Origin of the sequence: Paenibacillus sp. FSL F4-0236 (genome assembly GCF_038000135.1) — a bacterium.
Taxonomy (GTDB): Bacteria; Bacillota; Bacilli; order Paenibacillales; family Paenibacillaceae; genus Paenibacillus_AQ.
Map to the genome: position 1 here is coordinate 925003 of NZ_JBBOBK010000001.1, position 26702 is coordinate 951704.

Here is a 26702-nt window from a genome sequence, read left to right on the forward strand (position 1 = left end):
TTTAAGGAGATGAGTTAAGATGAAGGCGGCTGTATTTCAAGGAACCAAGCACATTGAATTTAAGGACTGGGAAGCTCCGGCTGTTGGCTCTAAAGAAGTTAAACTTCGTGTGAAATGCTGCGGGATCTGTGGTACAGATCAGCATATTTATCATGGATACCCAGGGTCTGCGGAGGTGACAGCTCCGATTGTGTTAGGACATGAGCTTGCGGGCGAAATAGTGGCTGTAGGTAATGAGGTTACGACCTTACAAGTGGGGGACCGTGTATCGGTTGATCCGAACATCTATTGTGGAAACTGTTATTTTTGCCGGAATGGAAAAGTACATTTATGCGATAACTTACAGGCTGTTGGGGTGACTCGTGACGGTGGTATGGGCGAGTATTGTGTTGTTCCTGTAGCGAACTGTTACTTGCTACCTGATGAAATGAGCTGGATCGAAGGGGCGATGATTGAACCTTTAGGTTGTGTACTTCACGGTTATAAGAAGCTGGATATCCGTAAGGCACACCAAGTCCTGATTATCGGCGGAGGTTTTATTGGTCAATTGTTCTTGCAGCTCGTCAAGGCTGCGGGTGTTAAAGGGATTATTGTCAGTGAGCCAGAAGTGTTCAAGCATGACCGATTAGTCGAATTAGGTGCGGATGAAGCCGTATCTCCTGCAGCAGAAGGTGTGATGGAAGCTCTCCATCATCAATTTGATATTGTGATCGAATGTGTAGGCCGGGCGGATTCCATGGAGCTGGCGGTTAAGGCATCGCGTAAGGGTGGACAAGTCTTAATGTTTGGAGTTGCTTCCCCGGACACGTTGATTCAAGTCTCACCATTCGAAATTTTTACAAAAGAGTTGAACATCATGGGTTCTTTCATTAATCCATATACCCATGAGGAATCGATTGCGTTAATTGAGAAGGGGATCGTTCAGATTGAGTCGTTGATTAGCCATCAGTTTTCGCTGAAAGATATACCAGAAATCATGGGCGAATATCCGAAACTGTGTGTTTCTAAAGGGATTATTGTGCACGAGAGGTAGTATTTAATCATAGTAAGCGTACAACAACGATGACTATTGGCTATTTGCCATAGGTCATCGTTTTTTTGTGGGCAAAAACTGGCTGCGACGAGGTCTCTCTCTATAAAATATTGAAATTAATATTCAGTTGAGAATCCCTTCACTATCAGTTTACGATTCAGAGTTAGAGTTAAAGGAGGCCGTGAGAAAAAGGAGCTTTGTCATGAACACAGATCCTAAAGTACTTATTGTTACGTCGGCATTTGGGGACGGGCATATGAAAGTGGCTGAGGCCATCGAACATTCATTTAGACGTCGGGGGATTAGTAGGATTACAACTATGGATCTATTCGCTGCAGTCCACCCTACCTTAAATGAGCTATCCCGAAGATTCTATTTAAACAACACGGGGTATACGCAAGAATTTTATGGATTCTTGTACACAATGACGAGCAAGATGAGACCAGAGCAGTTCATGGGTAGACTCATCCATTCTATGGGCAAACGAAAAGTACAAAGGATCATCGACGAGATACAGCCGGATATTATTATTCATACCTTTCCTTATTTGGCTGCTGCTGAACTAGCTACAACAACAGGAAGTCGAACACCTCTGTTCACGGTTATGACGGATTATGTAGTTCATGGCAGGTGGCTTCACCCACGAACGACGAAATATTTTATCGCTTCAGAAAGCATGAAGGCGACTCTGATGTCAGCAGGGATCGCTGAAGAGAAGCTTGTGGTCAGTGGGATTCCCATTCGCGAGGCTTTTGAACAGTCTCAGGATCGTGAAGCGCTTTTGCGCAAACATGGGTTAAACGGAAATCGTCAATATCTATTACTAGCGGCAGGAGCTTACGGCGTATTAAGTGACATTGGCGGTTTAATAAAACGAGTACTGCTTCAATCAAGCTTCGATGTCATCGTATTGTGCGGGAATAATCATAAGCTTCGAGAAGCTACGGGGGAGCTTTTTCAAGAGAACCCTCGAGTTCACATTTTGGGATATACCGAAGAAATGCAGGAGCTGATGTGCATAGCTTCCTGTCTATTGACCAAGGCTGGCGGGATTACCTTGACTGAGGCGATGGCTCAAACACTTCCAGTTATCGTCTACCGACCTCTCCCCGGTCAGGAGGCAGGCAATGCAGAATGGTTATCTGGGCAGCATTTGATAGAGATTGCACGAAATGAGGAGCAGGTAGTAGAGCAGCTCCAGCGATTGGAGCATATGGCGTACAGAGATGAAAGCGAACAGCATATGAAGGTCTTTTCGCGGAAATCAGCCTCGGATGCTATCGTTACCGAAGCTTTAGAGGCTATTAAATTGCGTCAGCCCTCTGTTCCCGCAGCAAAATCCATGCTTGTTGAAGGGCAGGCGAAGACGATTCATGGATATTATTAGGAAGAAAGAAAGACAACAGCAGACGTTTACCCGCCTCGCAATGATTCTCTTTTTTATAGAGTGGATAAGAGGGGCTGTCCTAATCACGTTCTTACCCACTTATATATTGACGAGCTGGGGGCTTACAACGTCAGTAGTTGGCATTGCGGTCTCCGTACACTATTTAACGGACAGCTTGATCAAAAGCTTCATCGGCTATCTCTTGGATAGATATCCTGGGCGTACCGTGCTTCATGGAGGGTTCTTTCTTGGGTTCGTTGGACTGTTATTGATGGTGACAACGCATAGTCCGTGGATGCTTATTGTAGCCTCTGCTTGCTTAGGTGCTGGATTCTCACCGATCTGGATCCTATGTATGAGCCAGGTATCAGAGGAAAAACGAGCACAACAGATGGGAACCTTGTACGTATACTGGATGGCTGGTCTAGGTCTGGGTCCCGTAATGATGAATTTGTTAATTGGTGGTGGTCTGTCACTGTCCCTTGCTGTCATTGGATTATTTTTCGTAGCGGGCTGGATCATGGTAGGTCTTGTAAAGATGAACAAGGTCTCGGTGCAGAGTGTGAATATATCCGTAAGTGAGCAGTTTGTATCTCTATGGAACAAAGTAAAAAAGGGAGGATTTCTGGTCCCTGGCATGCTGCTGCAGACTACAGCGGGCGGGATACTAGTTCCTTTTCTAACAAGCTTTGCTATTTCGCATCTGGGTCTGTCCCATTCTCAGCTGTCTATCGTGTTATTTATGGGAGGAGCAGGCGTAGTTCTATTTCTTGTGCCCATGGGAAAATGGTTTGATCAAGTCGGAGGGAAGTGGTTCCTTGTCATTGGGTTCGGCGTATTTGCGGTTGCCTTGTTCGGCTTAACTTCTATTAATTCCTTCTCCGCCGCTATTGGGCTCTCGCTTCTGCTAGGGTGTGCTTATGCTGCTTTGCTTCCCTCTTGGAATGCTTTAATGGCCAGTTACATTCCCGAAGATTCTGTAGGGATCAGCTGGGGACTATTGTTTTCCATAGAGGGTTTAGGCGTGGTTATTGGTCCGCTAATTGGAGGCTGGCTGGGAAGCTCAGGAAATCAATTGCTGCCTTTTCAAGTCAGTGCCTGTTTGTTTGGATTGATTAGTGTTGTCTACTTGCTATCCCCCGCCCGATTATTTATTCACAGAAACAGAGGGATGGAGAAGCTTCCAAATGTATCGTAGTTAAGATTTATTTAACGACTCTTCACAACGAATTTAGGAATTGCACCTAAGCTTAATATACAAGACTAAATAAGTAATGAAGGGAAGGAACAAAGAATTTCAATAAAATTATTAGTATATCTTCCTTAGGACAATCAAACAGACATTTTAGTAAATTCGATAATACACTATAAAGTAAACCATTCCTTCCATAATGTAGAACTGATCTTTCTCAATACGCTCAATCACGCTTCAGTACTTATATAGGATTTTTATGTAAAGGGAACATGAACCGATACGAAATCGAATTCGAATTCTTTCGGAAAGGAGGGATTAAAGGAATGGTAATTTTGTCGACTGGTCCCATTTCCAATAATCTCATTGGTGGTGTTAGACCGTCCAGCTTCGTTACGATTAAAATAGATAATCGTAACGAGGCGGATTATTCAACGATCTTAATTGAGGGATTTTATTTAAACGGTACGAGAACTATATATGTTCAAGAATTGATGTTAGTACTAACAAACACTGTAATCACTCGTAACTATTCTGTAGAATTTGACGCTTTCGAATTTGTGTTTACGATCGTAGGTCCAGCTGAAAATGAAACGCAGGTTTCCTTATGGGGTAAAGATGAATCCCGGGAATTGGTAGCAGCCCATCGTATTCTATCGGACGAACTTTTAGGTAGCGTTGAAGGTGTAACGGGAGCAACGGGAGCGACAGGTGCAACGGGAACAACCGGAGTGACGGGAGTGACTGGAGCAACCGGAGTAACGGGAGCAACCGGAGTAACGGGAGCAACGGGAACAACCGGAGTGACGGGAGTGACTGGAGCAACCGGAGTAACGGGAGCAACCGGAGTAACGGGAGCAACAGGAACAACCGGAGTGACGGGAGCAACCGGAGTATCGGGAGCAACAGGAGCAACGGGAGTGACTGGAGCGACAGGAGTAACGGGAGCAACGGGAGTGACGGGAGCGACAGGTGCAACGGGAACAACCGGAGTGACGGGAGTGACTGGAGCAACCGGAGTATCGGGAGCAACAGGAGTGACTGGAGCAACCGGAGTATCGGGAGCAACGGGAGCAACGGGGCCTGTACCTGTATCGGCATTTAGAGTTAATAAAGATGATCAGCAACAATTAATTGGAGACACTGTTATCACCTTCCAAACTGTAGAATTTGATTTAAATGGTGAGTTTAACCCACTAACCTCAACATTTACGCCTATTCAGAATGGTATATATTTAATTATCGGATCGATATTCTTCGTAAATAATCTAGTTGCTGATTTCAAAGCATCTGTTCGTATTGAGAAAAACGGAGTGGTTGTTGCTGAAGATTCAGAAGTAAGTCTCGGTTCCTTTGGTAACGCAATTTACGTGGAAGTCTCTTCTATACTTTTATTACAGGCTGGTGATCAAGTACGTATCAGGGCTAACGCGTTGTCTGGCACAATATTTGCACAAGGGGGTATCGGTCTACCAGAACGTTGCCACTTTGAAGCTGCGAGATTTCCCTCGCCCACATAGAATCTTTTCTGTATCCCACAACCTGCCCATCGGAAGATAATGCAATAGGGTACTTGCTTAACGCGGGGGATTTGCTCTCGCTTTTTTTGCGGTTCACTGAGAAATGTCTATTTATTGAAGGCAAAGTTAAGCAACATCTGAGGTAGTTCTATGGTTTTTGAAGTATAAAAAATGTATTCGACTCTTATCCGGATATGCGGGACTATTTGGAGTAATTAATCAATTTATCCTCTCCTGCAACTCCCCTGACTTCCGGCGCCGCCGACTCATGAATACCAAAGACAATGCAATGATCGTGAGAATAATCCCAAGTACTTGAAATCCCTCAAAGCTGAACTTGCCTCTCATTACGATGCCTATCAACAAGGAAGAGAGAATGGTTCCCAAATATCTTGAAGTATTAAATAAACCCGATGCTACGCCGATCATTTCCTTGGGTGAACTTTGGAACAAAGCTGCTTGCATACCTACATTATTCAACCCATTGCTAATCCCGAATGCAGCCAAAGCCAGGCACACGCTAATAACCGGTGAAGATTGATTCAATGTCACGAGCCATACCGATCCCGCAGTCATCAATATTGCAGACACTAGTAGTGCCGGTCCTGGTCCGGATTTATCGATCCATCGTCCTGCTATTGGAGAAGTAACTAGAGAGCACAGGCCTAAGGTTAGCATAAGTATCCCTGTTTGATACTCGCTGACATGGCGAACCATTTGCAAGTAGGACGGAACTCCGAAAAAGAGTGAGTAAAAGAGTACATTGACGAGCATGAATTCCACATTAACCCATGTCATTGCAGGATATTTAGCAAATGTGCGTAAAGGGATAAAAGGCGAAGTCGCTTTTAACTCATGTCGTACGAACACCCCTAGCAGAGCGAGTCCTATCAGTGAAACAATGACATTTCCTACAGCGATGTGCCCGGATGATTTTGCTGAGAGCAATCCAATGAGCAGGGCAACCAGACCCATTGTGAAGAGCAGAATCCCTGATCCATCTATCCAAACGAACCATTTGCGAAGAGACATGCCCGGTGCAACGGTTAATGACGAGTTTTCCTTAGGGATATTTCTCCAAGACAATAGAAAGCTCACTACCACAAATGGAATATTGACGAAAAAGATAGCGGGCCAGCCCCACCAGTGTATTATAACCCCTCCAATAAAGGGTCCAATGGCTGCCGCACCAGATAGGAAGATGGACAAAACAGACAGCGCTGTCGCTTGTTTTTCCGTTACATGAATTCGCACTATAGCCATCCCAACGGCAACCATCATGCTTGTTCCAATGGCTTGCACAATGCGGAACACGAGGAGCCACGCGAAGTTTGGTGCGAATGGAGCTAATAATGAGGCAATGAAGGCTACTACAAGCCCGGTAAGAAATATCTTCCTCCTACCAAATAAATCGCTGGCCTTTCCCATGACGGGTTGAGCGATGCTACTAGCGATGTAGAAAGAAAAAATAATCCAGGAAACACCTGTATAGTCAAGTTGGAATACATTTTGCAATCTTGGAATAGCAACAGAAACCATTGAAGAGTTTAATGGGTTCAATAGTATCCCTAGACCCACTGAAATCATTAACCACCAATTCCGAGCACTCATTTTGTGTCCCCCTAAAGCGTATTAATGTCATCCTACTTGATTTTAATTATTCATTCCAACGCATTTTATGTTATATTCTCATTGACTTAAAGGAATGGATGGGGTGCGAAATGGAACTTCTACAGCTGCAATATTTTCTCGCGGTAGCTCGGTTGGAACATGTGACTGAAGCTGCGCGAAATCTGCACGTTACTCAATCATCACTTAGCAAAACAATACAGCGCTTGGAGGAGGATCTAGGAGTCCCTTTATTCGATCGAGTAGGGCGGAACCTGCGTCTGAATGAGTTCGGAAGCAGATTCCTTCGCCGTGCAGAAAGAGCTTTGTTTGAATTGGAGCAGGGGAAGCAGGAGCTTAGCGATTTATCTCACCCGGAACATAACACGCTTGAATTAGCAGTGACCACCGCCAGTACATTACCCAATATCCTTCGTGAGTTTCGAAAAAAGCGACCTGATATTCAATTTCATGTGCAGATGCTGACTACGAAGGAAATGGTTACACTTTTGGATAGAGGAGAGGTGGATTTCTGCTTGTCCTCACCCCCTTTAGAAGGGGACGACATCGAATGCCAAGTCGTATTTATCGACCCAATCCTTGTAGCGGTTCCTAAGGGGCATCGGTTGGCAGATCGAAGCAGCGTATCTTTGATAGAGCTGAGAGATGAATGGTTCGTCGGGGTTAAGAGTGGTTATGGAACTCGGGATTTAATAGACTCTGTGTGCCAATCAGTTGGATTTACGCCTAAATATGTGTATGAGGGGGATGAACCTGCAAGGTTGATCACTCTTGTGGAAGCTGAGATTGGACTTGCCTTCATACCAAGTACAGCAAGAAATTCACGGGAAGACATCAGATATCTCCAAATAGAGAATCACGAATTGGTACGGGAAATTGCTCTAATATGGCACAAGAGTCGGTATATTTCTCATGCTGCTTTGGAATTTCGTGAGGTAGTTGCAGAATATTTCGGATCGTTATCCAAAGAGGTTTAAGACAATTGGGGATGGGTATTTAGAGGTATTTAACTGGATGCAAAAGAACAATTGCATCCAGCTCAAGGACGCATAGTCTATAGAAATATTTTATAATGAAGATGTAGAAAAATCTGGTAGTGTTTAGTTATCTGATGTTGGTTCTTCCATAAACCATGAGATATGGGTGCATCTCTTACAAATAAGTATAGCAGCGTTTTTATTCGCCCAGTCAAATCCTAGAAAGGATGCTCCGCTTGTGTTAAGCAGTTTATAATCCAGATGAAAGGTATCGTTTTGACAACAAGGACAGGTTATTCGCGCGCCTGCAGCACTGTATCTCATTTTAAAAACCTCCTGTGAATTTGTATAGTTCTTTAACGCACCTGAGGTTATTAAGGTTTCATGTACTCGAACTTACTAGTCAATTTGGGGTGGAATTATGAATAGCTGGGAAATAGCTCTGTCAAAGGTATGTGAGCTTTATTTTTCATCGGAAGTGAATTTGAAATTAGAATGGATCTTGGTTGGTTCGGTGGGTTCGGTTTTACAGGGCTGTGAAATGACTCCGGGAGACGTTGATATTTATACAAAAAATAAAGAAGGGATTGCACAATTTGCAGAACTTCTGAAGGAATATTCCTTGCTGGATAAATGTGAATTCCCTCATGGGGAGAACTGGTTATCCTCTTTAGAAGAACCTACATACACTCAGACCTTTTCTTCAGGCTTTTCATGGACAAAAGGGAGTTGGATCATCGATGGGTTTAAAGTGGAAGTCGTTCATATCTCCAATTCAGCGGGAATTCCTGATTCTATGGATGGCGATGGGATATGGGAAGGTGGACAATTCATTTGGAATCATTTTAGGAATGTGACAATCGGACGGTACACTATTCCTACGGTTCCTCTAGAAATACAGCTAGAATCTAATTTAAGAAGACAACGATCAGACAGGACACAAGCGATTATTACTGCATTGCAAAAATATGGCTACGATCATGAACTAATCGAAAAAGCTCTATCAAAGAAACACTTACCTTATTTTCATTCTCAAATGAATTGAGCAAAGGAGATTATTTTTAAAAAAGGAATTAACTGGTATAATATGGTTTATAATCGAGAAAGGTGTTGATTTCTATGTCTGACTTTTTTGATCCAGGACCTAATCCAAATGTGACGGACCCTGGCGGTCATAAAGCAAACCATGATGTCAATGCGCAAAAATATCATACACAAGGTGTTCCTGGATTTTGGAGCGAGGTAATCAATCTCTTCATCGTGGTGGCAATAATTGCAGTTATTTTCTTACTCATATGGATCTTCTAATGGCCATGTAATGAAAAGATGACAGTCCTCATTTAACTTGAGGGCTGTCATTATCGTTATTGGGCTGAGTATCCTCCATCGATGACTATTTCCGAACCTGTAATGTATGAAGATTCATTGCATAAACATTCAAAAATAGCCCGCCTGCGGTCATAACGCCACTTTTTGCAACGCCAACCATTTAAGCAAGTACTACTAATACCCACCACGCAAAATGGATTTTTTTTTGATTCATGATGTCCTCCTCGTTTTCTCTATGATGAAATAACCTACATTTGCTCCATGCCGGACATTCACCCAATCATTCTTAAAAAATGCGATATTTCCTATAGACATATCATAGTTGTCGTCTATACAAATCTCATTCCTCAGACGGAGAAAGTATCCATCTGGAGCCAGTTATCTAAATTTAGATACTCAAATAAAATAAATTTAACAATGGAATCACTCTTTTAAATCGTACGGGAGAGGATGGTTATAAGGTGGAGAAAATTATAGAAGTACGGGGGATTAGCAAGGTCTACGAGAAAAGAAAGACGAAAGAGAAAATACATGCCGTTCGTGATGTTTCTTTTCATGTAAATCGTGGAGAGGTTCTAGGTTTACTAGGCCCCAACGGTGCTGGGAAAACATCAACGATAAAGATGCTCTGTGGTTTGTTAGAATCGGATGGGGGTTCTATATCCATTAATGGCTTAGATATTTGCAAGAAGAGACTTAAAGCGCTAGAGCATATCAGTGCTGTATTAGAAGGGAACCGGAATTTATATTGGCGTCTTACGGTTCGGGAAAATTTAGAATATTTTGCAGGTAACCGGGGGTGCTCTCGGAAGCAAATTGCCGATCAGACAGATAAATTATTAGAACAATTCAACCTTAAAGAAAAGGAGAATGAGCTGGTTAATGGATTATCTCGGGGGATGCAACAAAAGCTGGCAATCGCTGTGGCGTTATTAGCTAATACGGATGTCATCTTGCTGGATGAGCCAACGCTCGGTTTGGATGTTGAGGTTAGTTATGAATTACGAAATATTCTAAAAACGATAGTGAGGGAAGAGAAACGTACGATCATTATTAGCTCACATGATATGCCTGTCGTTCAGGAGCTGTGTGACCGTGCCATTATCATTAACAAAGGTGAAGTTGTGATTGACGACAGGGTGGAGAATTTACTTAAGTTATTTGAAACAAGGGCATATTCCATTAAATTAGGTGAGCAATTAAGCCCTGAACAGGAGAACAAACTGTTGAGTATATTCCCTTTAAGTACTTATAAAGCAAGCTCTCATGAAACGATCGTGGAAGTGAATTTAGAGCATGGTCAGGATATCTACGAGTTGTTCGATCTTCTGAAAGAGGAAGGAACGATGGTGGAAAGTATTGATCGAATAACCATTGATTTTGAACAAGTGTTTATTCAGATTGTGAAGGGAGGTAAGACTCATGAAATGGCTCCATTTATTTAATGCTAATTTTCGTAAGGAATATATTGAGTTGAAACGATATTTACCGAACACGATTGCATTAGTAGTCACTTTTTATATTATATTTCTGGCTGCATTTTTTGGAATTATGTTCATAGGAGATCCAGCCAGTTTTGATACGAATGTTCAATATTCAATTGTAAGTGTGGTCTTTTGGAGCTTAACGATGATGACGATGAACTTTATTGGTTATTCGGTAATCACAGAAGCGACGCGTGGAACGTTAGAGCAGTTATATATGTCTCCCATGGGTGTGTGGAAAATTATGCTCACGCGGATCGTCAGTCAATTGGGCTTACAGTCCGTCATTATGATTCTCTTGCTGTTTGGTGCGATGCTAACCTCGGGACAATGGTTGAGTCTTAATCCCATGACAACGATCCCAATCATTATAGTTACTATGATAAGCATGGTAGGCGTTAGTTTTATGATTGCTGGTTTGGCTATTATTGTGAAACAAATTCAAGCATTTCTACAGATTTTCCAATTTGTCTTGATGGGACTTGTATTTGTTCCGATCACTGTAGCTCCGTTTTTAGCTTTTGCCCCATTCGTTAAAGGCGTGAATATGGTAAGAACGGTGATGCTGGAGAATCTAACGTTAACGGATCTATCTTTATCTGACTATGGCGTATTAATATTAAATTCGCTGGTTTATTTGATTCTAGGGCTCGTTGTGTTTGATCGCTGTGAGAAAATAGCCATGAAGAAGGGGCTTCTGGGGCAATACTAGCGCACACAATCGTTTATTTATTAGGTATAGCTAATACTTATAACCTGCCATAACTCATTGGTGTAACGGTATAGGCAATCGGATATGCTATATTAATTTTAATAATTTGTTCACGAGGAGATTAATATATGAGCACTCAAACCGAACCTAAAAAGCGAACCGTTACTCCATTTCGATATGATATTGTTGGCAGCTTCCTGCGCCCTCAGGCGTTGAAAGAGGCTAGATTAAAATTCAAGAACAGCGAAATTACAGCAGAGCAGTTGAAGGAAGTAGAGAACGACGAGATTGTGAAGCTCGTGCAAAAACAAAAAGAGGTAGGTCTTCAAGCGGTAACCGACGGCGAATTCCGCCGCTCTTGGTGGCATCTCGACTTCTTCTGGGGCTTTGACGGTGTAGAGCGGACCATTATTGATCAAGGCTACCAATTTAATGGCGCGGAGTCGAGACCAGAAACTGCCCGACTGACCGGAAAAATAAGCTACAGCAGCCACCCTTTTGTATCACATTATGAATTCTTAAAAGGCGCTGCTGGTGAGGATGTTGTTGCGCGTCAATCGATTCCTGCAGCAGCGCAATTCCTGTTTGAGCTGGATCGGGTAGAAAATAAGGAAAGCACGAATGAATTATACCCGAATCGTGAAGAGCTAATTTCGGATATTGCCAAAGCATACAAAGCGTCAATTCTTGCCTTTTATGCAGCGGGCTGCCGCAGCATTCAAATCGACGATTGCACGTGGGGAGCGCTGTGCGACGAACAGTTTATAGCATTTATGAATCAGGTTGGTGCGAATGTAGCTGAATATGCGAACGAGCTTGCGAAGTTGAATGAAGAAGTGGTGTCTGGTCTGCCGGAAGATCTCGTTGTAACGACACATGTATGCCGAGGCAATTATGTTTCTACTTATGCTGGAGTAGGCGGAGGTTATGAACCTATCGCGCAAACACTTCTGAACATCAATAACTACTCAGGTTACTATCTGGAGTTTGATACTGAACGTGCAGGTGACTTCAAACCATTACGCTTCCTAAAAGACAATCAGCAGGTCGTGCTTGGCCTATTCTCTTCCAAATTTGGTGAGCTGGAGAGTAAGGAAGATATTCTAAAGCGTATTGAGGAAGCGAAGCAATATGTCGATCTAAACCGGATTTGCCTGAGCCCGCAATGCGGCTTTGCTTCCACGGAAGAAGGTAACCACCTTACAGAAGAGCAGCAATGGCGCAAGCTTGCTTATATTAAAGAGATCGCTGAAGAGATCTGGAATTAACTCTAATTAAAAAGTAGACAGAGACAATACACCTTTAACCATTCGGATGTTCATCCGTACGGTTAAAGGTGTATTTTGATTTAAAGAGTGTACATGGATTTACTTGGCGTGCTGTCACTATACCAGTGGATTGTGAGTAATTAGGGAAAAGCTCCCTAATAAAAGCCGATAATTGCTTTAAATGAATGGAATCAGGGAATTCCTCCCTAAAAATCGGGCCAAAATATACTTTTACCGCTAAATTAGTTGAATTATAGGGAGGAATTCCCTAATTGTTGGCCTAATGATCAAAATTCACTGAATTTTAGGGAGAAATTCCCTAATCTATCAATGCCTTGATATGAAAGAGGGCACCGCAAAGTAAAAAAAGGGAAGTCTCGTAGAGGAGACTCCCTTTTTGTACTCATCTTATTTTGTATAGTTATCGAAATAACCTTGGATATAAATCATCGGTGTTCCTTTATCGCCACTACCAGAAGTCAAATCAGATAATGAACCAATCAGGTCCGTTAATCTACGAGGAGTAGTCCCTTGTGCTTCCATCGCACCAACCAGGTCATCATTTTTATTCTGGATGTATTTAGAAATGGCTTGTTTCAGCTCTTCACCACGAAGATGAGAGAAGTTGTTATCGGCCAAATATTTCAATTTCACTTCATTTGGTGTTCCATCAAGTCCGGCAGTGTAAGCAGGGGATACAACTGGATCTGCCAGTTCCCATATTTTACCGACTGGATCTTTGAATGCACCATCGCCATAAACCATAACTTCTACAGTTTTACCTGTAATTTCTTTGATTTTTGCTTGGATACCATCTACGATAGGTTGGCAGTTGTTTGGAAATAGTTTTACGCTTTCTTCTGTTGCTTTATTGGATCCAAGCAGACCATAAGCTTCGTTAAAGCCACTGCCATCAATGGATTGTGTAAGAATATCATCCAAGCCAAATACTTTTTCAGCACCGTTGTTTGTGAGAATGCGTTTGGTTCTGAAGCGAGTGTGAATATCACAAGTTAATACATTTTTTGTATAGTTTAAAATGGTTTTTGGGTTGTTGGAGAAGATGACTTCGCAAGCCACACCTTCAGCTTCAATCAAACCTTTATAATATTCGATATAGTCAACACCTGTGAATGGGTGCTTAATATAGCCGAAAAACTCACGGAATTGAGCCTCTGTTAACACATCCGTCCATGGATTAACGCCCTTAGCATCTAATTCGTCGATGTCTACAAGATGGTTGCCCACTTCATCAGATGGATAGCTTAGCATTAAGACTACTTTTTTTGCTCCTTTGGCAATTCCACGCAAGCAGTTAGCAAATCGGTTACGGCTAAGGATAGGGAAAATAACACCCACAGTTTCTTCACCGAATTTTGCCTTTATATCAGCAGCAATATTATCAATTGTCGCATAGTTTCCTTGTGCCCGAGCCACAATGGATTCCGTTACGGTTACAATATCACGATCCTCGATCGAGAAACCTTCGACTGTTGCTGCATTCAATACCGTCTGAACTACGATTTCTTCAATGTTATCCCCATTGTTAATGATAGGCCCGCGGAGTCCACGTACCACTGTTCCAACTACTCTTTCCAATATGATCTCTCCTCTTATAAGGGTATACTCTATATATAAATAATGGTTATAAACCCTATATTACTATACCCTTTTAGAGCGATATAAGTAAAATTAATGTTTATAATATCTAATATAAAAATGATTTATAGATATAGAAGCTTTTAGAGGTTTTTTACATTGCCGTTAGAGATAGAAAATCAATTTCTCGGGGAGGGAGAGCCGTATGAACAAAATGGACCGTCTGTTAGCTATAGTGCTTGAATTGCAGCGTAATAAAGTGTTGCGAGCGGAGGATTTGGCGGCTACGTTTGAAACGAGCGTGAGAACTATTTATCGGGATATTCAGGCACTTAGTGAAGCGGGCGTATCCATAATAGGAGCGCCAGGGCAAGGCTACTCCTTGATTGAGGGCTATTTCCTGCCACCCGTTAGTTTCACGCTAGACGAAGCAGTGACATTGCTTATCGGGACTGACTTTATCGAGCAGTGGTTTGATGCCCACTATGGCAATAAGGCTAGAAGTTCTAAAGCGAAAATAGAAGCTATCCTGCCAGAAGCCATCCGCACTGAAGCATCACAGATCCGCAAAAGTTTTCGTTTATTTGCATCCGCAGCAGATATAGCACCAATACAAGAAAAGGCATGTCTGGAAGCTATTCGTCGAGCGATATTGGAGGAAAGGAAAATAAGATTTCGTTATTCCAAAAGAATCGCCGAAGCCGATGGGAACCGTCAAAGTATTCGTACGGTTGCTCCTTACGGACTTGTGCTTCATCAAGGATCATGGGTACTCGTCGCCTGGTGTGAATTGCGTCAAGACATCCGTCATTTCCGGTTATCCCGAATGAGGGAGCTTATTGAACTGGAAGATAAATTTATACGGCCAGCGGATTTTCAATTGGAGGTATACCAACCTCCTGATGATCGCAACGTTCATGTGGTTATCTTAGTCCATTCTGACATAGCTGATAAGGTAAGGGAATCGAACAATTTTTATATGGAAACTATAGAGGATCATGCGGAAGGCTTACGGGTTACTTTTCGGGTTCGAGAGCCAGCGGAATTGCTGCAATGGGTGCTGGGCTGGGGAGGTGGCATGGTTGTGCTAGAGCCGGAATCTTTTCGCCATCAAGTTAGAAACGAACTAGAAATAATGTTAAAACGCTACTGACATAACGCTGTCAGTAGCGTTTTTATATACTTGGATAATCAATGACTACAGGAGCTGATATATAATGATTACAACAAAAGAAGCCTTACAACGTTTTGAAGAAACTGCGACATACTATATTCAAGAAGTAGAGCGATTCAATCTGGAGCAGCTGATGCAAAAGCCGAGTGAAAACGAGTGGTCCATCGGACAGATGGTTCAACATCTCATTAACTCGGCACTGTATATGCAGCTTCGTAATATTGATCAATGTCTAGTGCCCAACCAAGATCCCTTGGTATCTCATGTGGGGAAAACCGAGGATGGTGCGGCTATATTTGCACAAGGCAGTTTTCCGCCCATTCGTATTCAGGTTCCGCCTTCCGCCCAATATACGCCGGAGCAGCCGGAGAGCAAGGAACAATTAATTCAAGGGTTACATTCAGTCATCCAAAGAATGAGAGAGATCGAACCGTCTCTTGAAAAAGCGTCCAAACAAAATACCGTATCTCACCCGCGATTTGGTGGACTATCCGCGGAGGAATGGTTCCTGCTTATTGAGATGCACTATCGTCATCATCTTCTGCAGCTGGAGAGATTAAACAATGAATTGATTCGGAAAGTGTTGTAATACCAAAAATGAGGCCGTTGCTGATCTACAGCAACGGCCTTTCGTCGTAAAAGAAAGGATCTTAATTTCCTGAGCCAAGCGTCGCTTGAACATAATCTTTATATTCACTCGGATTAACTCCAAAATGCTTCTTGAAAAGTCTGGTGAAATAAAATTGATCATGTATACCGATTTGCGTAGAAATCTCTTTGACATAAGGGTTGCCCTTTAGAATTAACTCTGCGGCTTTCTCCATTTTTACGGTGTTAATGTAATGAATGATACTTTGGCCGACTTCTTCTTTAAAGATTCTGGATAGATAGTTCTCACTTAAGTTGACCTGCTTGGCAATCAGAGATAAGGTCAGCTTTTTCTGATAATTTGCATTGATATAATCAATTGTTTGTTTAACATCCCTATTATGGGTAGTCACAATCTGTTGTTTTTGATGTGAGAATAATTGAAATAAAAGCTCCATTTGCGTTAGAATCTCAGCACTTCGTTTACTGTTTGCAATATTCTCAATATATGTTTTCAAAAGCTTTGGATCTTCAACGATAATGTGAGCATCGCATAATGGAAGATAGTGCAGACAATTGACGATGAATGTTTTGGCTTCAGCCGGCTTTATTTGTTTCGATCTGCAGGTCTCAAGGAAATTTTGAGTGGCTTGATTAACGGCTTCAACGCCCGAACGTTTCCAGGCCTGTATTAAATTCGTAGAGAACTCATGAACGTTTTCGAAATCGAGCGTATCATTTAAATGGACAATCTCGGGATCAATAATCGTTATTTCGTTGTAAAATTGGATTTCCAAGGATTCTTTACATCGCTCTAGCATTACTTTCGCCTCAGCGTATCCTCTAATGGGCTGGGAATAAACAATGGTAGGGGTAATGGAAATATACATTTTGATCAACTGAATGACTCTATGGATAAAGTCGGTACGGATAATTTGCTGATTGTCCAAGGTATCAGTGGAGATTAGCAGCAACAATGCATTCGATTCAAGCTGAATAATTTCGAATTGATCTACGGTTTCCAGGATATCTAAGATGATGTTTTCAATGAAGGATACCGATAGCTGGTTTTTACGTGCGCTAGGGCTGGCGCTATTTTGCTCAAAGGTGATGTAGAACAAGTAGCAGCTATTTTCACTAAAAGCGAGTGTTATAGAATTTTGCTGCTCAAGCTGATTCATATCATAATATGGGTCGGTAAAATAATCTTTTAAAATCGCATTCTTCACACTCTTTAAATTGTGTTGCAATAGCTGAGATTGTGTCTCTAGCTGCTGCTTGGACTGAAGCTGTTCTTGGATTAGCTGCGTGGATTTCTCCAGCAACTGGATGAGGTCCGCAGTCTTCATACTAATCTTAAGCATATAATCTACAGCGCCAAGAACTAATGCTTCACGAACCAACTCATACTCCCCATGGTTACTTGCCACCAGGATTTTTCCGGCAAACCCTCTGTTATTGAGTTCTTTTATCAGCTGCAAACCATCCATATTGGGCATTTTGAGATCTGTAATGATGATATGTGGATTAAACTTCTCAACAAGGGTTAAAGCTTCAACTCCGTCAGAGGCTGTAGCACAGATCATATATCCAAGCTCTTCCCATGGAATCATGGTTCTGAGCGCGACTTTTACAATAGGTTCATCATCCACCAGCATTACATTATACATTGGATACACTAGTATCACCCCTTATCTTCTTCGTAGGTTTGTTTGGGGATAATCAGGCGGCAACAGGTTCCTTGACCCACCAAGCTTGTGATGAATAGTCCGTAGCTCTCACCATATTGAAGCTTAATGCGATCGGCTACATTAGAAATTCCGATACCGGACAGCGTATCAGCCTTTTCCGATTTTTTCGTGTCAAAGCCTTTTCCGTTATCAATGATTTCTATAACAAGTGTGTATTCATTTTTTGCGTATGCCCTAATGCGGATAAGAACTTTTCCTCCAATATCCGTAACCCCATGGATGATAGCGTTCTCAGCGATCGGCTGCAGAATAAGTTTAGGGATCAGACTATGTAATACCGATTCATCTAGATCATATTCAACATCAAATCGATCAGCATAACGTATTTTTTGAATAGCAAAGTAATTGTCCAGATTATTAAGCTCTTGTTTGATGGTTATTTCCTCATCTTGATCGATGATGGTACTGCGCAGTAATTCTGCGAGAGAGGAGATACCATCACTTAGCACCGGAACCTGGTTAATCATTGCGAGCCATCGCAAGGAATTTAGAGTGTTGAATAAAAAATGAGGGTTAATCTGTGATTGCAGCATTTGTAATTCAAGCGAACGCTGCCTCTTTTGATCTTTCTGTTGATCCTCTATCAGTTGCTCAATCCGGCTGACCATGCTATTAATCCTATTAGCCAGAACACCCATCTCATCGTTGCTGTGATCTTCTATACGATTGGATAAATTGCCATAAAAAATTTGATTACAGAAGACAATAATTTGTTTGATAGGCTTTAGGATACTTTTATACAAGACGATGATAATTAGGATACAAAGGATTACAATGATGCTGACGACGATAAGGAGTCCAGTGGTGATTTTACTTGTCTCAGAATTAATATAAGAGAAAGGAACCGTAGAAATCATGTACCAGCCTAATTGATTATTATTGATATAGGAGATCTGATGCATTTTGCCATTGACTAAGCCTTGAAAGGAATGGTTCTTCTGAGCCTCTTGTTCCTTGATTTGCTTAAACAGTTGACCTTTATCATAGGCTTCTCCAAGTGTTGTACCCTTTAGGTTGGAGGACATCACTATTCCTTCTCTATTCATGATAAGCAGATTAGAACCTGTTCCTAAGTCCACACTGGAAAGAATGACTTTTGAGAATAACTCCCCGCCGATAAAAACAAACACATAACCTAATGGAACGCCAATGTCTTCTTGATCAAAAATTTTACGCCCCAGGACAATCGTATGGGAAGCACGATAGCTTTTTACATAATTAAGACTGTCATAAGGGGCATTCAGATCTACCTGTTTCATGATTTCCCCATACTTTGGATTGGGAATGCCGTCATAGCCTAATTCATAAATAGGTTCGTTCTTGGAATCTATGATCCGAACGTTCTGAACATATCCCGGATAAATGGTTCTGTACACATTATCCATAGCGTGGTTAATAGTAGCATTGCTAGGAGCGGGTTCATTAGGTGCTGCCGTTAAACGCTCCTGAATAATAGGATTGGTAGAAACAGATCCGGCAAGATATTGATAGTTATTAAGCTCGCTTAACATCGTTCGATTGAGCAGTGTCAAAGCCTGAAAGGTAGATTTGCTTAATTTATTGTTAATGGATTTGGAGTAGATAGTATAGGAATAGAAACCTATAAAGATGATTGGAATCACGGAAACGATTAAGAAGATAACGGTTAAGCGATTTTGAATTTTAATTTTTCTTATGATTTGTGGGGGACTAGGAAAATACCGCTTCCCTTTGTTATGACTCAGGTGGATGACCTCCCATTCGATATCCTTTACTTACAAGTTAACATAAAAAGAAGAATGGAATATATATGCATGGGCGAAAAGCAAGAATAATCTATGGAATCGTTAGTATTATCCATTCCTTTAACCGCTAAGTTTACAAGTCATGTGATTCTGATGAATAAGCATATCTGAAACCTGAATGAGAGATGGATAAAATAATACATAGGTACGTTTGTATTGTAAATGTAAATAAAACGTAAACACTTCTATACTTAAGTTATCAGATAAAGCGTTTTCAATATTTAATCTGTGGTTGGGTCATTAGTAAGAACATCTTAAGGAGGGCGTTTATGAGAAAGACAATGAGTACGTTATTAGCAGTTTCGCTGCTGGGTGTGGGATTGATTGGCTGTGGGAATAGCACGAATACACCAGCTGCCTCAAAGGATTCGAATTCTACAAAAGCTACGAGTACAGCGGAAGCGACAAGTACAACGAACGCCGAGAATACTTCTAAAGAGGATGCTAAGAAGGATTTTGATAACAAGGAACTGAGTATTGCTGTATTTCAAGGGGGATATGGCGCCGATTATTGGAATGAAATTGTCAGTAAATTCGAGAGTACTTATCCAGGGGTAAAAGTGAATATGACGATCAACCCTAAGGTTGGTGAAGTGATCAGACCACAGATTGTTGCCGGTAATCCTCCTGACTTCCTATCTGTTACGGATACAGAGCAAAGTGGGATTATGCTTTCCCTGATTAAAGAAAAAGGACTTCTAGACATCACTGATGTATTCGAAAGCAAGGCCTTAGATAAAGATGAGACGCTAAAGGATATGATTCTTCCAGGAATGCTGGACAGCACAAGATTTCAGCCGTATCAAGACGGGAAGATCTATCTGGCACCTTTTAACGCTGGACCGATGGGCTTGATTTACAACAAAACTTTGTTCGCGGAAAAAGGCTGGAGTGTTCCTGAGACTTGGGACGAGTTCTTTGCATTAGGCGATGAGCTGAAAAAAGAAGAGAACTTCTTGGTCAATGCAGATGGAACGAAAACGAAAAGAGCGTTGTTCACTTACCAAGGTATCTATCCGGACTATTTGGAAGAAATTCTGTATCCTGCGATTGCTAGTGCGGGCGGTAAAGAAACGTTAGATAAAGTCTTTGCTTATGAGGAAGGTTCATTTAAGAACGACACGATCAAAAAAGTATTGGATATATTCTACAAAATATCTAAAGACGGATATCTGATGGATGGCACAGTTGCCTTGAACCATACCCAATCGCAGACTGATATGATGATGGGGAAAGCGTTGTTTATTGTAAACGGCAACTGGATGGAAAATGAAATGAAGGATTCACCAAGGGAGAATGGCTTTGAATTTGGGATGACAACCGTCCCTGTATTTAATAAAGGAGATCAGAAGTACGTGCTTTCCAGCTATGAGCAATTCTCCATTCCAGCAAAAGCTAAAAATCCAGAGCTGGCTAAAGAATTCTTAAAGTTCCTGTATACGGATGAGTCCGTTAAATTATTCGCGGAAAAAGCTAATGGTGCGTACGCACTTAATGGTGCGAAGGAGCTGTCGAAGCCATACTTGACCAAAGGTGTATATGACATGTTTGAGGCTTACAATGGTTCCATTTCAATTCTGCAAGGCTGGCAATCCTTACCGAAGGGCTCCAAAGTTAGTGTAGTCACTGAAATGTTCAAGAATACGATGACGCCAGTCATGACAGGTCAAATGACCACTGACCAATGGATGGATAATGTTGAAAAAGCTTTTGCACAGATTCGTAAAGAGAAAGAAGCTAGTAAATAATTTATAGCATCTCATGCCAATGCATCCTGTTAAGAATGGATAAGGACATCTATGAACAGGATGCATTTTGCATGAAGAGGAGTGAGAAAGATGTCTGAGATGCAACTAACGGAAGTAGCTCCTAGAAACAGAAAAATAAAGACTAAGTCAACGAAAACTAAAAATCCGAAGCTATTCATAGCCGTATGTACCATTCCTGCGCTCCTGTTGACTCTCGTATTTATGATCATTCCAACCTTTCGGGCATTCGTTATGTCTTTTACGGATGCAACCGGGATGAGTGATGAGAACAAGTTTATCTTTCTGGATAACTATAAATATATGTTCCAAGATGAGATGTTCCTCAAAGCGCTTAGTAATACGTTCAAGCTGATGCTGGTCGTGCCGGTGGTTACCTTAGCCTTTGGCTTAGTGCTTGCTTTTCTATTGACGCAGACGAAGCTGAAAGAGAGAGGCTTTTACCGGACGGTATTCTTTTTCCCCAGCATTATCTCTTTGACGGTAGTCGGGATCATATGGTCCTTTGTGTTTCATCCGAACATGGGGATCTTGAACAATATTCTCTCAAGTATTGGGCTAGATCAACTGACTATGACTTGGCTTGGGGATAGCCGAACTGCATTATGGTGCGTAGCGGTCACTCTGATCTGGCAGGCGGTTGGTTACTATATGGTGATGTATATCGCTGCAATAGATGGGATTTCTGCGGATGTGTTCGAGTCGGCGACCATTGATGGTGCAGGATATTTCCGGAAGCTTGTCAGCATTACGATCCCACTGTTAAAAGAAATCATTGGTATAACCTTCGTGCTGTCCCTGGCGGGTACGATCAATTTAAGCTTTATCGTCGTAACAATCATGACCGGGGGTGGGCCGGCCGGTGGTACTACTGTATTGCTCCATTACATGTACACTCAAGGGTTCCAAAATGCGAATTTTGGTTATGCCATGGCTATCGCGATTTTTACGCTTGCGTTTGCCTTTGTCCTTTCTTTTCTGTCTAGACTACTTACAAATCGAGCAGAAGGGTAGGGGAGAAGGGTGAATAGTAATCAACAGAGTCTTATAAAAATGAACATTATCAATTGGATCACTCGGCTGTTTCTGATTGTAGCTACTATTGTTTTGTTATATCCGTTTGTATGGAATCTTTTAGCCTCATTTAAGAGCAATACGGAATTTCTAACCGATCCTTTCTCCTTTCCACAAGCCTTACACTTGGATAACTATGTACGTGCTTTTCAGAAATCCAAGATGGGAAGTTATTTCTTGAATTCTATCTTTCTTGTGGTACTTTCCACTGCGATTCTAGTTATTTTTGTGGTCCCTATAGCTTATGTATTAACGAGATTTAAGTTTTGGGGTTCCAAAATGATTCTTAATATTTATATGGCCTGTATCTTTCTCCAAGCTTCTTATATCATGGTTCCTTTATTTATTCAGGTGAATTCTTTCGGGATGCTGGACAATCGCGGGATGCTCGGTTTGATCTATGCTGTCCTTCAGTTTCCTTTTGCGATCTTTGTGTTAAGCGGATTTCTGCGATCTGTCCCTAGAGATTATGAAGAGGCCGCCAAGATTGACGGTTGCGGGAATACAGGGGTACTCGTCAGAATCATTGCGCCACTAGCTAAGCCGGGAATTGTAACGGTCTGTATGCTGGCAGCGATGGGCTTTTGGAATGAGTATCCACTGGCATTAGTTCTAATTCAAACGGATAGCAAAAAAACATTACCGGTGGGTTTAGCCAATCTGTTTGAGGTTCAAAGGTATGCTACAGATTGGAGCGCACTATTTGCCGCATTGATCTTGGTACTCATTCCAACGATTCTCCTATATGTGGTAGGACAAAAACAATTGCTCCAAGGAATAAGCGCTGGTGGAATTAAGGGCTGAACTACAAAGTCATGGAGGGAATTTGTGTGGACAAAGGAAGATTTACACTACCTGGTGAAACAGGAATGGAAGAGGTCATAGCCGATCTTGTAGAGAGATGGGGCGTAGATGCTGTACGTGACAGTGATGGCACGAGTCTATCGCAGGACATTCTTGATATGGGTCTGCAAATCTATTCAACGCTTTGTCTGGTACGTGAGGACAACGAGTGGGCAAAGCAGCATCCACAGTATAGACAGCAGATTTATCTGATGTCTGCACCATTGATTGCGACATCGAAGGTGAAGACCATTGATATTATGGCAGATTTTTTTGCAGATCAATTTGTTCCTAATACAGATGTGGATATTAAAAAGTATTGGCAGGTTGTAAACCGGACCACAGGAGAAATAGTACCTTCGGCACATTGGAGTTATGCAGAGGGGATCGTCACGCTTGAGCAGGCGGAACAGTTTCACAAATATACCGTCAGTTTCTTGGCCTATCAGATTTGGGAACCGGTCTCTATGTACAATCACATCACGAATAACTGGACGGAAGAGCATCGCTTACCACTGGATGTTCGTTATCCCGAGGCTCAAGAGCATGTATTGAAGGTGCTGAAAGATTGGCTAGCAAAGCATCCGAAGACTGATATCGTTCGTTTTACTACCTTTTTTTATAATTTCGACCTGATTTTTAATAAGGAAGGTAAGGAGAAGCAAGTTAATTGGTTTGGCTATCTAAGCTGCGTAAGTCCATTAGCATTAGATCAGTTTGAACAAGCTTATGGATATCGTCTGACTGCGGAAGATTTTGTGGATCAAGGACGATATAATACACCGTTTATGAATCCGACGCCAAGGTATTTGGACTGGATGGAATTTAATCAGAAATTCATTGCAGGTTATGCCAAACAATGTGTTGATATGGTGCATGATTTCGGTAAGAAAGCCATTATGTTCTTTGGGGATCACTGGGCAGGGACAGAGCCTTATGGTAAATATTTTTCCGAGATTGGGCTAGATGCAGTGGTCGGGGCTGCCGGAGATGGGGTTACGACCCGTATGATCGCGGATATTCCTATTAAGGATACCGAAGCCCGGTTCTACCCTTACTTCTTCCCAGATATATTCTTTGAAGGTGGAGATCCTGTTGGAGAGTCCATGCCGATCTGGATAAAATGTCGCCGGGCACTTATGCGTAAATCGGTTGGAAGAATGGGGTATGGCGGATATCTAAGTCTGGCGTACCAATTCCCTAATTTTATTGATCATGTGACGGAGATTGCGACTCAGTTTAAAGGAATTCATGCAAATGCTGAAGGGACTCAGCCGTATAAGGCATCGTTTAAAGTGGCGATTCTTAATACTTGGGGCTACATTCGCAGCTGGCAGACGCACCAAGTGGCTCACTCTTTATGGAATCAAAGATGTTATTCCTACATAGGGGCACTGGAGTCACTCGCAGGCTTGCCTTTCGACATTGAATTTATAAGCTTTGATGATATTAGACAACACGGAATTGATCCTAGTATCGGTGTGATCATTAACGCGGGTGATGTCCATACTTCTTGGAGTGGCGGAGATCATTGGAGCGATCCAAAAGTGGTGTCTAGCATTCGTGAATGGGTGCATCAAGGCGGCGGTTTTATTGGAATTGGTGATCCAACGGCATATGAGCATCAAGGGGTTCTCTTTCAACTAGCAGATATTTTAGGTGTTCAAAAGGAGATGGGTTTTACAGCAAGCGTTAATAAGCCTAAGGTAACGCCAGTAAAGGAGCATTTCATTACGGAAGATCTGGAAGGCGACATTGATTATGGTGAAGGGATGACCATGATTTATCAAGCGGAGATTGGAGCACAAGTCTTGGATATACACGACAATAGCTGCAATCTTGCCGTGAATTCATTTGGGCAGGGTCGAGGCGTTTATATTGCAGGGCTGCCGTATAGTATCCAGAATACTAGATTACTGAGCCGGGCGATCTTTTGGGCTGCACATCAAGAGGAACAATTGTATTCTTGGTTCTCATTGAATCCGAATGTAGAGTGTCATGCTTACCCTGAGACTGGCCGCTATTGTGCTGTAAATAACACAGCGGAGACCCAAAAGACGACAATCCTGATGGAGAACGATTTGAGAATAGAGCTGGAATTGAACGGAATGGAAAGTGTGTGGCTGGATATGAATATGTAACTTCACTTTAAGACATACATTTAAGGAGTCAGTCGTAACTACGGAGAATATTTGGACTTGCGGCCGCTGTTGTCTCAAACTTTCCTGAATTGTACCGCTTCGATAGAGTAATTGGGGAATTTCTCCCTGAAATTCCGGGATTTTTGGTCATTAGATTAATAATCAGGGAAAACCTCCCTAATTTTTGCTGATTCGATAGCAATTAAAGGAATCCCCCTTATTATTAGGGAGGAATTCCCTGATTTCGTTCGTTTAGAGCGAATTTTGATTATTTTCAGGGAGTTTTTCCCTAATTAGTTTTAGAGCCGCCCCCTTCTTCGATTTTTCAGGGAAGGGGGCTTTTGCTTTTTAATCATAAGCATGAATCCATCAACCGCAATGTTTTTGGCGAGTTCTTCTTACTTGGATTGAGATGTTCTGGGGTTTCCGTATCTAGAGAATCCGGGACAACTTGCGATACGCCCGCGGAGAAATCCCCTCATTCGCCGTGAACACCCTGCTGAAATAATGGATATCGGGATAGCCAACCTGATCGCCCACCCTCTCAATTGGCCAATCCGTTTCTCGCAGCAGCTTACGCGCTTCCCTATGCCGGATCGAGCGGAGGTATTCTCCGGGGGGCATACCTGCGACCTCACGAAAGAGCTTGGCAAAGTGGTCCTCATGCATATTCATGGATGTGGCCATGGATTTATTGGTCCAGCGTTCTGCTAACCGCTCTTCTATCTCGTCTATTAATGCCCTGATCCGCTCGGTGTGAACTGATGACTTAGCTGCATCTCGGGAGCTTTGCGTTCGAAGCAGCGAAGTCAGAATACCAAGTAGTAGCCCTCGACAGACCCACTCATAGCCGGCAGGCCGCATAGTGAATTCATGAACGAGCTGTTCCATGGCATGAACACATTCGGGTGGCGGGGAGTAGATCGGTTCTTGTGACAATGGCATGAAGGGGACAGTTACGGCTTCAAAGGCGAATTTATCGTGTATGACTTCATCCTCATTAACTACCATATCTTCATCATGTGTAATAATTGATTCCCCAAAGAAATCAAAATGGATTCCAATAAGCTTAGTATCTGAATCTGACAGGATAATATTCTGATGATATACCCCAGATGAGAGGAAAATTAGCTGCCCAGCGTTCAGTATATATTCTTCCGTATCCATCTTTGTTAATAATTTGCCCTGGCGAACATATAGTAGCTCGAAGTCATATAGCCTTCTTCTTTGGAAGGTGCAAGGTGGAAGTGTCTGCAATTGTGCATAGTGAATTCCGGGTGCCCAATCACGAGAGGGTACCTGCTTTCTCAGTGGGTAAGAGGGATCTTTGTCAGACATGTCACTGCCTCCTGAATCTTTAATAGAATAGACCGGAATAATGCAAAAAGTCTCTTTTTCGCCTAAATAAATCGAATTTTAAATCTAGTATAATATAAATAATTAAAGGATAC

Annotated in this window: 21 protein-coding genes; 16 read left to right on the top strand and 5 right to left on the bottom strand. The window is 42.2% G+C overall.

Annotated elements, in window-relative coordinates:
* Positions 1 to 19: 19 nt before the first annotated feature.
* The 4 genes from NSQ29_RS04170 (at position 20) to NSQ29_RS04185 (ending at position 5132) form a co-directional block, all read left to right on the top strand.
* Positions 20 to 1033, top strand: coding sequence for a zinc-dependent alcohol dehydrogenase family protein (locus NSQ29_RS04170; RefSeq protein WP_341124429.1), 1014 nt, complete (start codon positions 20 to 22; stop codon positions 1031 to 1033).
* 202 nt (positions 1034 to 1235) lie between these two features.
* Positions 1236 to 2420: an MGDG synthase family glycosyltransferase gene (locus NSQ29_RS04175; protein WP_340971982.1), complete on the top strand. Its 1185-nt coding sequence runs from the start codon at positions 1236 to 1238 to the stop codon at positions 2418 to 2420.
* Positions 2407 to 3618: an MFS transporter gene (locus NSQ29_RS04180; protein WP_341124430.1), complete on the top strand. Its 1212-nt coding sequence runs from the start codon at positions 2407 to 2409 to the stop codon at positions 3616 to 3618. The genes NSQ29_RS04175 and NSQ29_RS04180 overlap by 14 nt, the downstream gene beginning before the upstream one ends.
* 320 nt (positions 3619 to 3938) lie before the next feature.
* Positions 3939 to 5132, top strand: coding sequence for a hypothetical protein (locus tag NSQ29_RS04185; RefSeq protein ID WP_341124431.1), 1194 nt, complete (start codon positions 3939 to 3941; stop codon positions 5130 to 5132).
* Positions 5133 to 5351: 219 nt separating this feature from the next.
* On the opposite strand, the gene NSQ29_RS04190 is transcribed toward NSQ29_RS04185, so the two are convergent.
* On the bottom strand, positions 5352 to 6743 hold the full coding sequence (locus NSQ29_RS04190) for an MFS transporter (protein WP_341124432.1): 1392 nt from the start codon (positions 6741 to 6743) through the stop codon (positions 5352 to 5354).
* 110 nt (positions 6744 to 6853) lie between these two features.
* Between NSQ29_RS04190 and NSQ29_RS04195 the strand changes: the two genes are divergently transcribed.
* From NSQ29_RS04195 to NSQ29_RS04220, 6 genes are all read left to right on the top strand, one after another.
* A complete protein-coding gene (locus tag NSQ29_RS04195) occupies positions 6854 to 7738 on the top strand; it encodes a LysR family transcriptional regulator (protein ID WP_341124433.1) in 885 nt (294 codons plus the stop codon).
* Positions 7739 to 8159: 421 nt separating this feature from the next.
* Positions 8160 to 8783, top strand: coding sequence for a hypothetical protein (locus NSQ29_RS04200; RefSeq protein WP_341124434.1), 624 nt, complete (start codon positions 8160 to 8162; stop codon positions 8781 to 8783).
* Between the two features lie 74 nt (positions 8784 to 8857).
* Complete coding sequence (locus NSQ29_RS04205) at positions 8858 to 9046, top strand: hypothetical protein (RefSeq protein WP_042129995.1); 189 nt, start codon at positions 8858 to 8860, stop codon at positions 9044 to 9046.
* 482 nt (positions 9047 to 9528) lie between these two features.
* On the top strand, positions 9529 to 10512 hold the full coding sequence (locus NSQ29_RS04210; RefSeq protein ID WP_341124435.1) for an ABC transporter ATP-binding protein: 984 nt from the start codon (positions 9529 to 9531) through the stop codon (positions 10510 to 10512).
* A complete protein-coding gene (locus NSQ29_RS04215; protein WP_076284690.1) occupies positions 10490 to 11263 on the top strand; it encodes an ABC transporter permease in 774 nt (257 codons plus the stop codon). Before NSQ29_RS04210 ends, NSQ29_RS04215 begins: the two co-directional genes overlap by 23 nt.
* 128 nt (positions 11264 to 11391) lie before the next feature.
* Positions 11392 to 12531 (top strand): 5-methyltetrahydropteroyltriglutamate--homocysteine S-methyltransferase, encoded by a 1140-nt coding sequence (locus tag NSQ29_RS04220; protein ID WP_341124436.1) that lies wholly within the window; start codon positions 11392 to 11394, stop codon positions 12529 to 12531.
* A 408-nt stretch (positions 12532 to 12939) separates the two neighbouring features.
* Here the strand turns inward: NSQ29_RS04220 and NSQ29_RS04225 are convergent, their stop codons facing one another.
* Positions 12940 to 14130, bottom strand: coding sequence for a coenzyme F420-0:L-glutamate ligase (locus NSQ29_RS04225; protein ID WP_076300779.1), 1191 nt, complete (start codon positions 14128 to 14130; stop codon positions 12940 to 12942).
* A 205-nt stretch (positions 14131 to 14335) separates the two neighbouring features.
* Here NSQ29_RS04225 and NSQ29_RS04230 point away from each other — a divergent pair, with 205 nt between their 5' ends.
* Together NSQ29_RS04230 and NSQ29_RS04235 are read left to right on the top strand one after the other, a co-directional pair.
* Positions 14336 to 15283 carry a helix-turn-helix transcriptional regulator gene (locus NSQ29_RS04230; protein ID WP_340971965.1) on the top strand — a complete coding sequence of 316 codons (948 nt, stop codon included), beginning with the start codon at positions 14336 to 14338 and terminating at the stop codon, positions 15281 to 15283.
* A gap of 67 nt (positions 15284 to 15350) precedes the next feature.
* On the top strand, positions 15351 to 15893 hold the full coding sequence (locus NSQ29_RS04235; RefSeq protein ID WP_341126729.1) for a DinB family protein: 543 nt from the start codon (positions 15351 to 15353) through the stop codon (positions 15891 to 15893).
* A gap of 61 nt (positions 15894 to 15954) precedes the next feature.
* Here the strand turns inward: NSQ29_RS04235 and NSQ29_RS04240 are convergent, their stop codons facing one another.
* Positions 15955 to 17562: a response regulator transcription factor gene (locus NSQ29_RS04240; RefSeq protein ID WP_341126730.1), complete on the bottom strand. Its 1608-nt coding sequence runs from the start codon at positions 17560 to 17562 to the stop codon at positions 15955 to 15957.
* 14 nt (positions 17563 to 17576) lie between these two features.
* On the bottom strand, positions 17577 to 19265 hold the full coding sequence (locus NSQ29_RS04245; protein WP_341124437.1) for a sensor histidine kinase: 1689 nt from the start codon (positions 19263 to 19265) through the stop codon (positions 17577 to 17579).
* Between the two features lie 431 nt (positions 19266 to 19696).
* On the opposite strand from NSQ29_RS04245, the gene NSQ29_RS04250 reads away from it, so the two are divergent.
* From NSQ29_RS04250 to gnpA, 4 genes are all read left to right on the top strand, one after another.
* Positions 19697 to 21175 (top strand): carbohydrate ABC transporter substrate-binding protein, encoded by a 1479-nt coding sequence (locus NSQ29_RS04250; protein ID WP_341124438.1) that lies wholly within the window; start codon positions 19697 to 19699, stop codon positions 21173 to 21175.
* A 90-nt stretch (positions 21176 to 21265) separates the two neighbouring features.
* Positions 21266 to 22207 carry a carbohydrate ABC transporter permease gene (locus NSQ29_RS04255; RefSeq protein ID WP_341124440.1) on the top strand — a complete coding sequence of 314 codons (942 nt, stop codon included), beginning with the start codon at positions 21266 to 21268 and terminating at the stop codon, positions 22205 to 22207.
* A gap of 39 nt (positions 22208 to 22246) precedes the next feature.
* Entirely contained in the window at positions 22247 to 23071 is an 825-nt protein-coding gene (locus NSQ29_RS04260; protein WP_149647056.1) for a carbohydrate ABC transporter permease, read from the top strand.
* A gap of 26 nt (positions 23072 to 23097) precedes the next feature.
* The gene (gene gnpA / locus NSQ29_RS04265) at positions 23098 to 25251 is read left to right on the top strand and encodes a 1,3-beta-galactosyl-N-acetylhexosamine phosphorylase (protein ID WP_341124441.1); all 2154 of its coding nucleotides are present in this window, start codon (positions 23098 to 23100) and stop codon (positions 25249 to 25251) included.
* A 432-nt stretch (positions 25252 to 25683) separates the two neighbouring features.
* On the opposite strand, the gene NSQ29_RS04270 is transcribed toward gnpA, so the two are convergent.
* Entirely contained in the window at positions 25684 to 26589 is a 906-nt protein-coding gene (locus NSQ29_RS04270) for an AraC family transcriptional regulator (protein ID WP_339242967.1), read from the bottom strand.
* Between the last annotated feature and the right edge of the window lie 113 nt (positions 26590 to 26702).

Coding starts and splice junctions, on each gene's coding strand:
- NSQ29_RS04170 (WP_341124429.1), top strand. CDS start 20: ATGAAGGCGGCTGTATTTCAAGGAACCAAGCACATTGAATTTAAGGAC.
- NSQ29_RS04175 (WP_340971982.1), top strand. CDS start 1,236: ATGAACACAGATCCTAAAGTACTTATTGTTACGTCGGCATTTGGGGAC.
- NSQ29_RS04180 (WP_341124430.1), top strand. CDS start 2,407: ATGGATATTATTAGGAAGAAAGAAAGACAACAGCAGACGTTTACCCGC.
- NSQ29_RS04185 (WP_341124431.1), top strand. CDS start 3,939: ATGGTAATTTTGTCGACTGGTCCCATTTCCAATAATCTCATTGGTGGT.
- NSQ29_RS04190 (WP_341124432.1), bottom strand. CDS start 6,743: ATGAGTGCTCGGAATTGGTGGTTAATGATTTCAGTGGGTCTAGGGATA.
- NSQ29_RS04195 (WP_341124433.1), top strand. CDS start 6,854: ATGGAACTTCTACAGCTGCAATATTTTCTCGCGGTAGCTCGGTTGGAA.
- NSQ29_RS04200 (WP_341124434.1), top strand. CDS start 8,160: ATGAATAGCTGGGAAATAGCTCTGTCAAAGGTATGTGAGCTTTATTTT.
- NSQ29_RS04205 (WP_042129995.1), top strand. CDS start 8,858: ATGTCTGACTTTTTTGATCCAGGACCTAATCCAAATGTGACGGACCCT.
- NSQ29_RS04215 (WP_076284690.1), top strand. CDS start 10,490: ATGAAATGGCTCCATTTATTTAATGCTAATTTTCGTAAGGAATATATT.
- NSQ29_RS04220 (WP_341124436.1), top strand. CDS start 11,392: ATGAGCACTCAAACCGAACCTAAAAAGCGAACCGTTACTCCATTTCGA.
- NSQ29_RS04230 (WP_340971965.1), top strand. CDS start 14,336: ATGAACAAAATGGACCGTCTGTTAGCTATAGTGCTTGAATTGCAGCGT.
- NSQ29_RS04240 (WP_341126730.1), bottom strand. CDS start 17,562: ATGTATAATGTAATGCTGGTGGATGATGAACCTATTGTAAAAGTCGCG.
- NSQ29_RS04250 (WP_341124438.1), top strand. CDS start 19,697: ATGAGAAAGACAATGAGTACGTTATTAGCAGTTTCGCTGCTGGGTGTG.
- NSQ29_RS04255 (WP_341124440.1), top strand. CDS start 21,266: ATGTCTGAGATGCAACTAACGGAAGTAGCTCCTAGAAACAGAAAAATA.
- NSQ29_RS04260 (WP_149647056.1), top strand. CDS start 22,247: ATGAACATTATCAATTGGATCACTCGGCTGTTTCTGATTGTAGCTACT.
- NSQ29_RS04270 (WP_339242967.1), bottom strand. CDS start 26,589: ATGTCTGACAAAGATCCCTCTTACCCACTGAGAAAGCAGGTACCCTCT.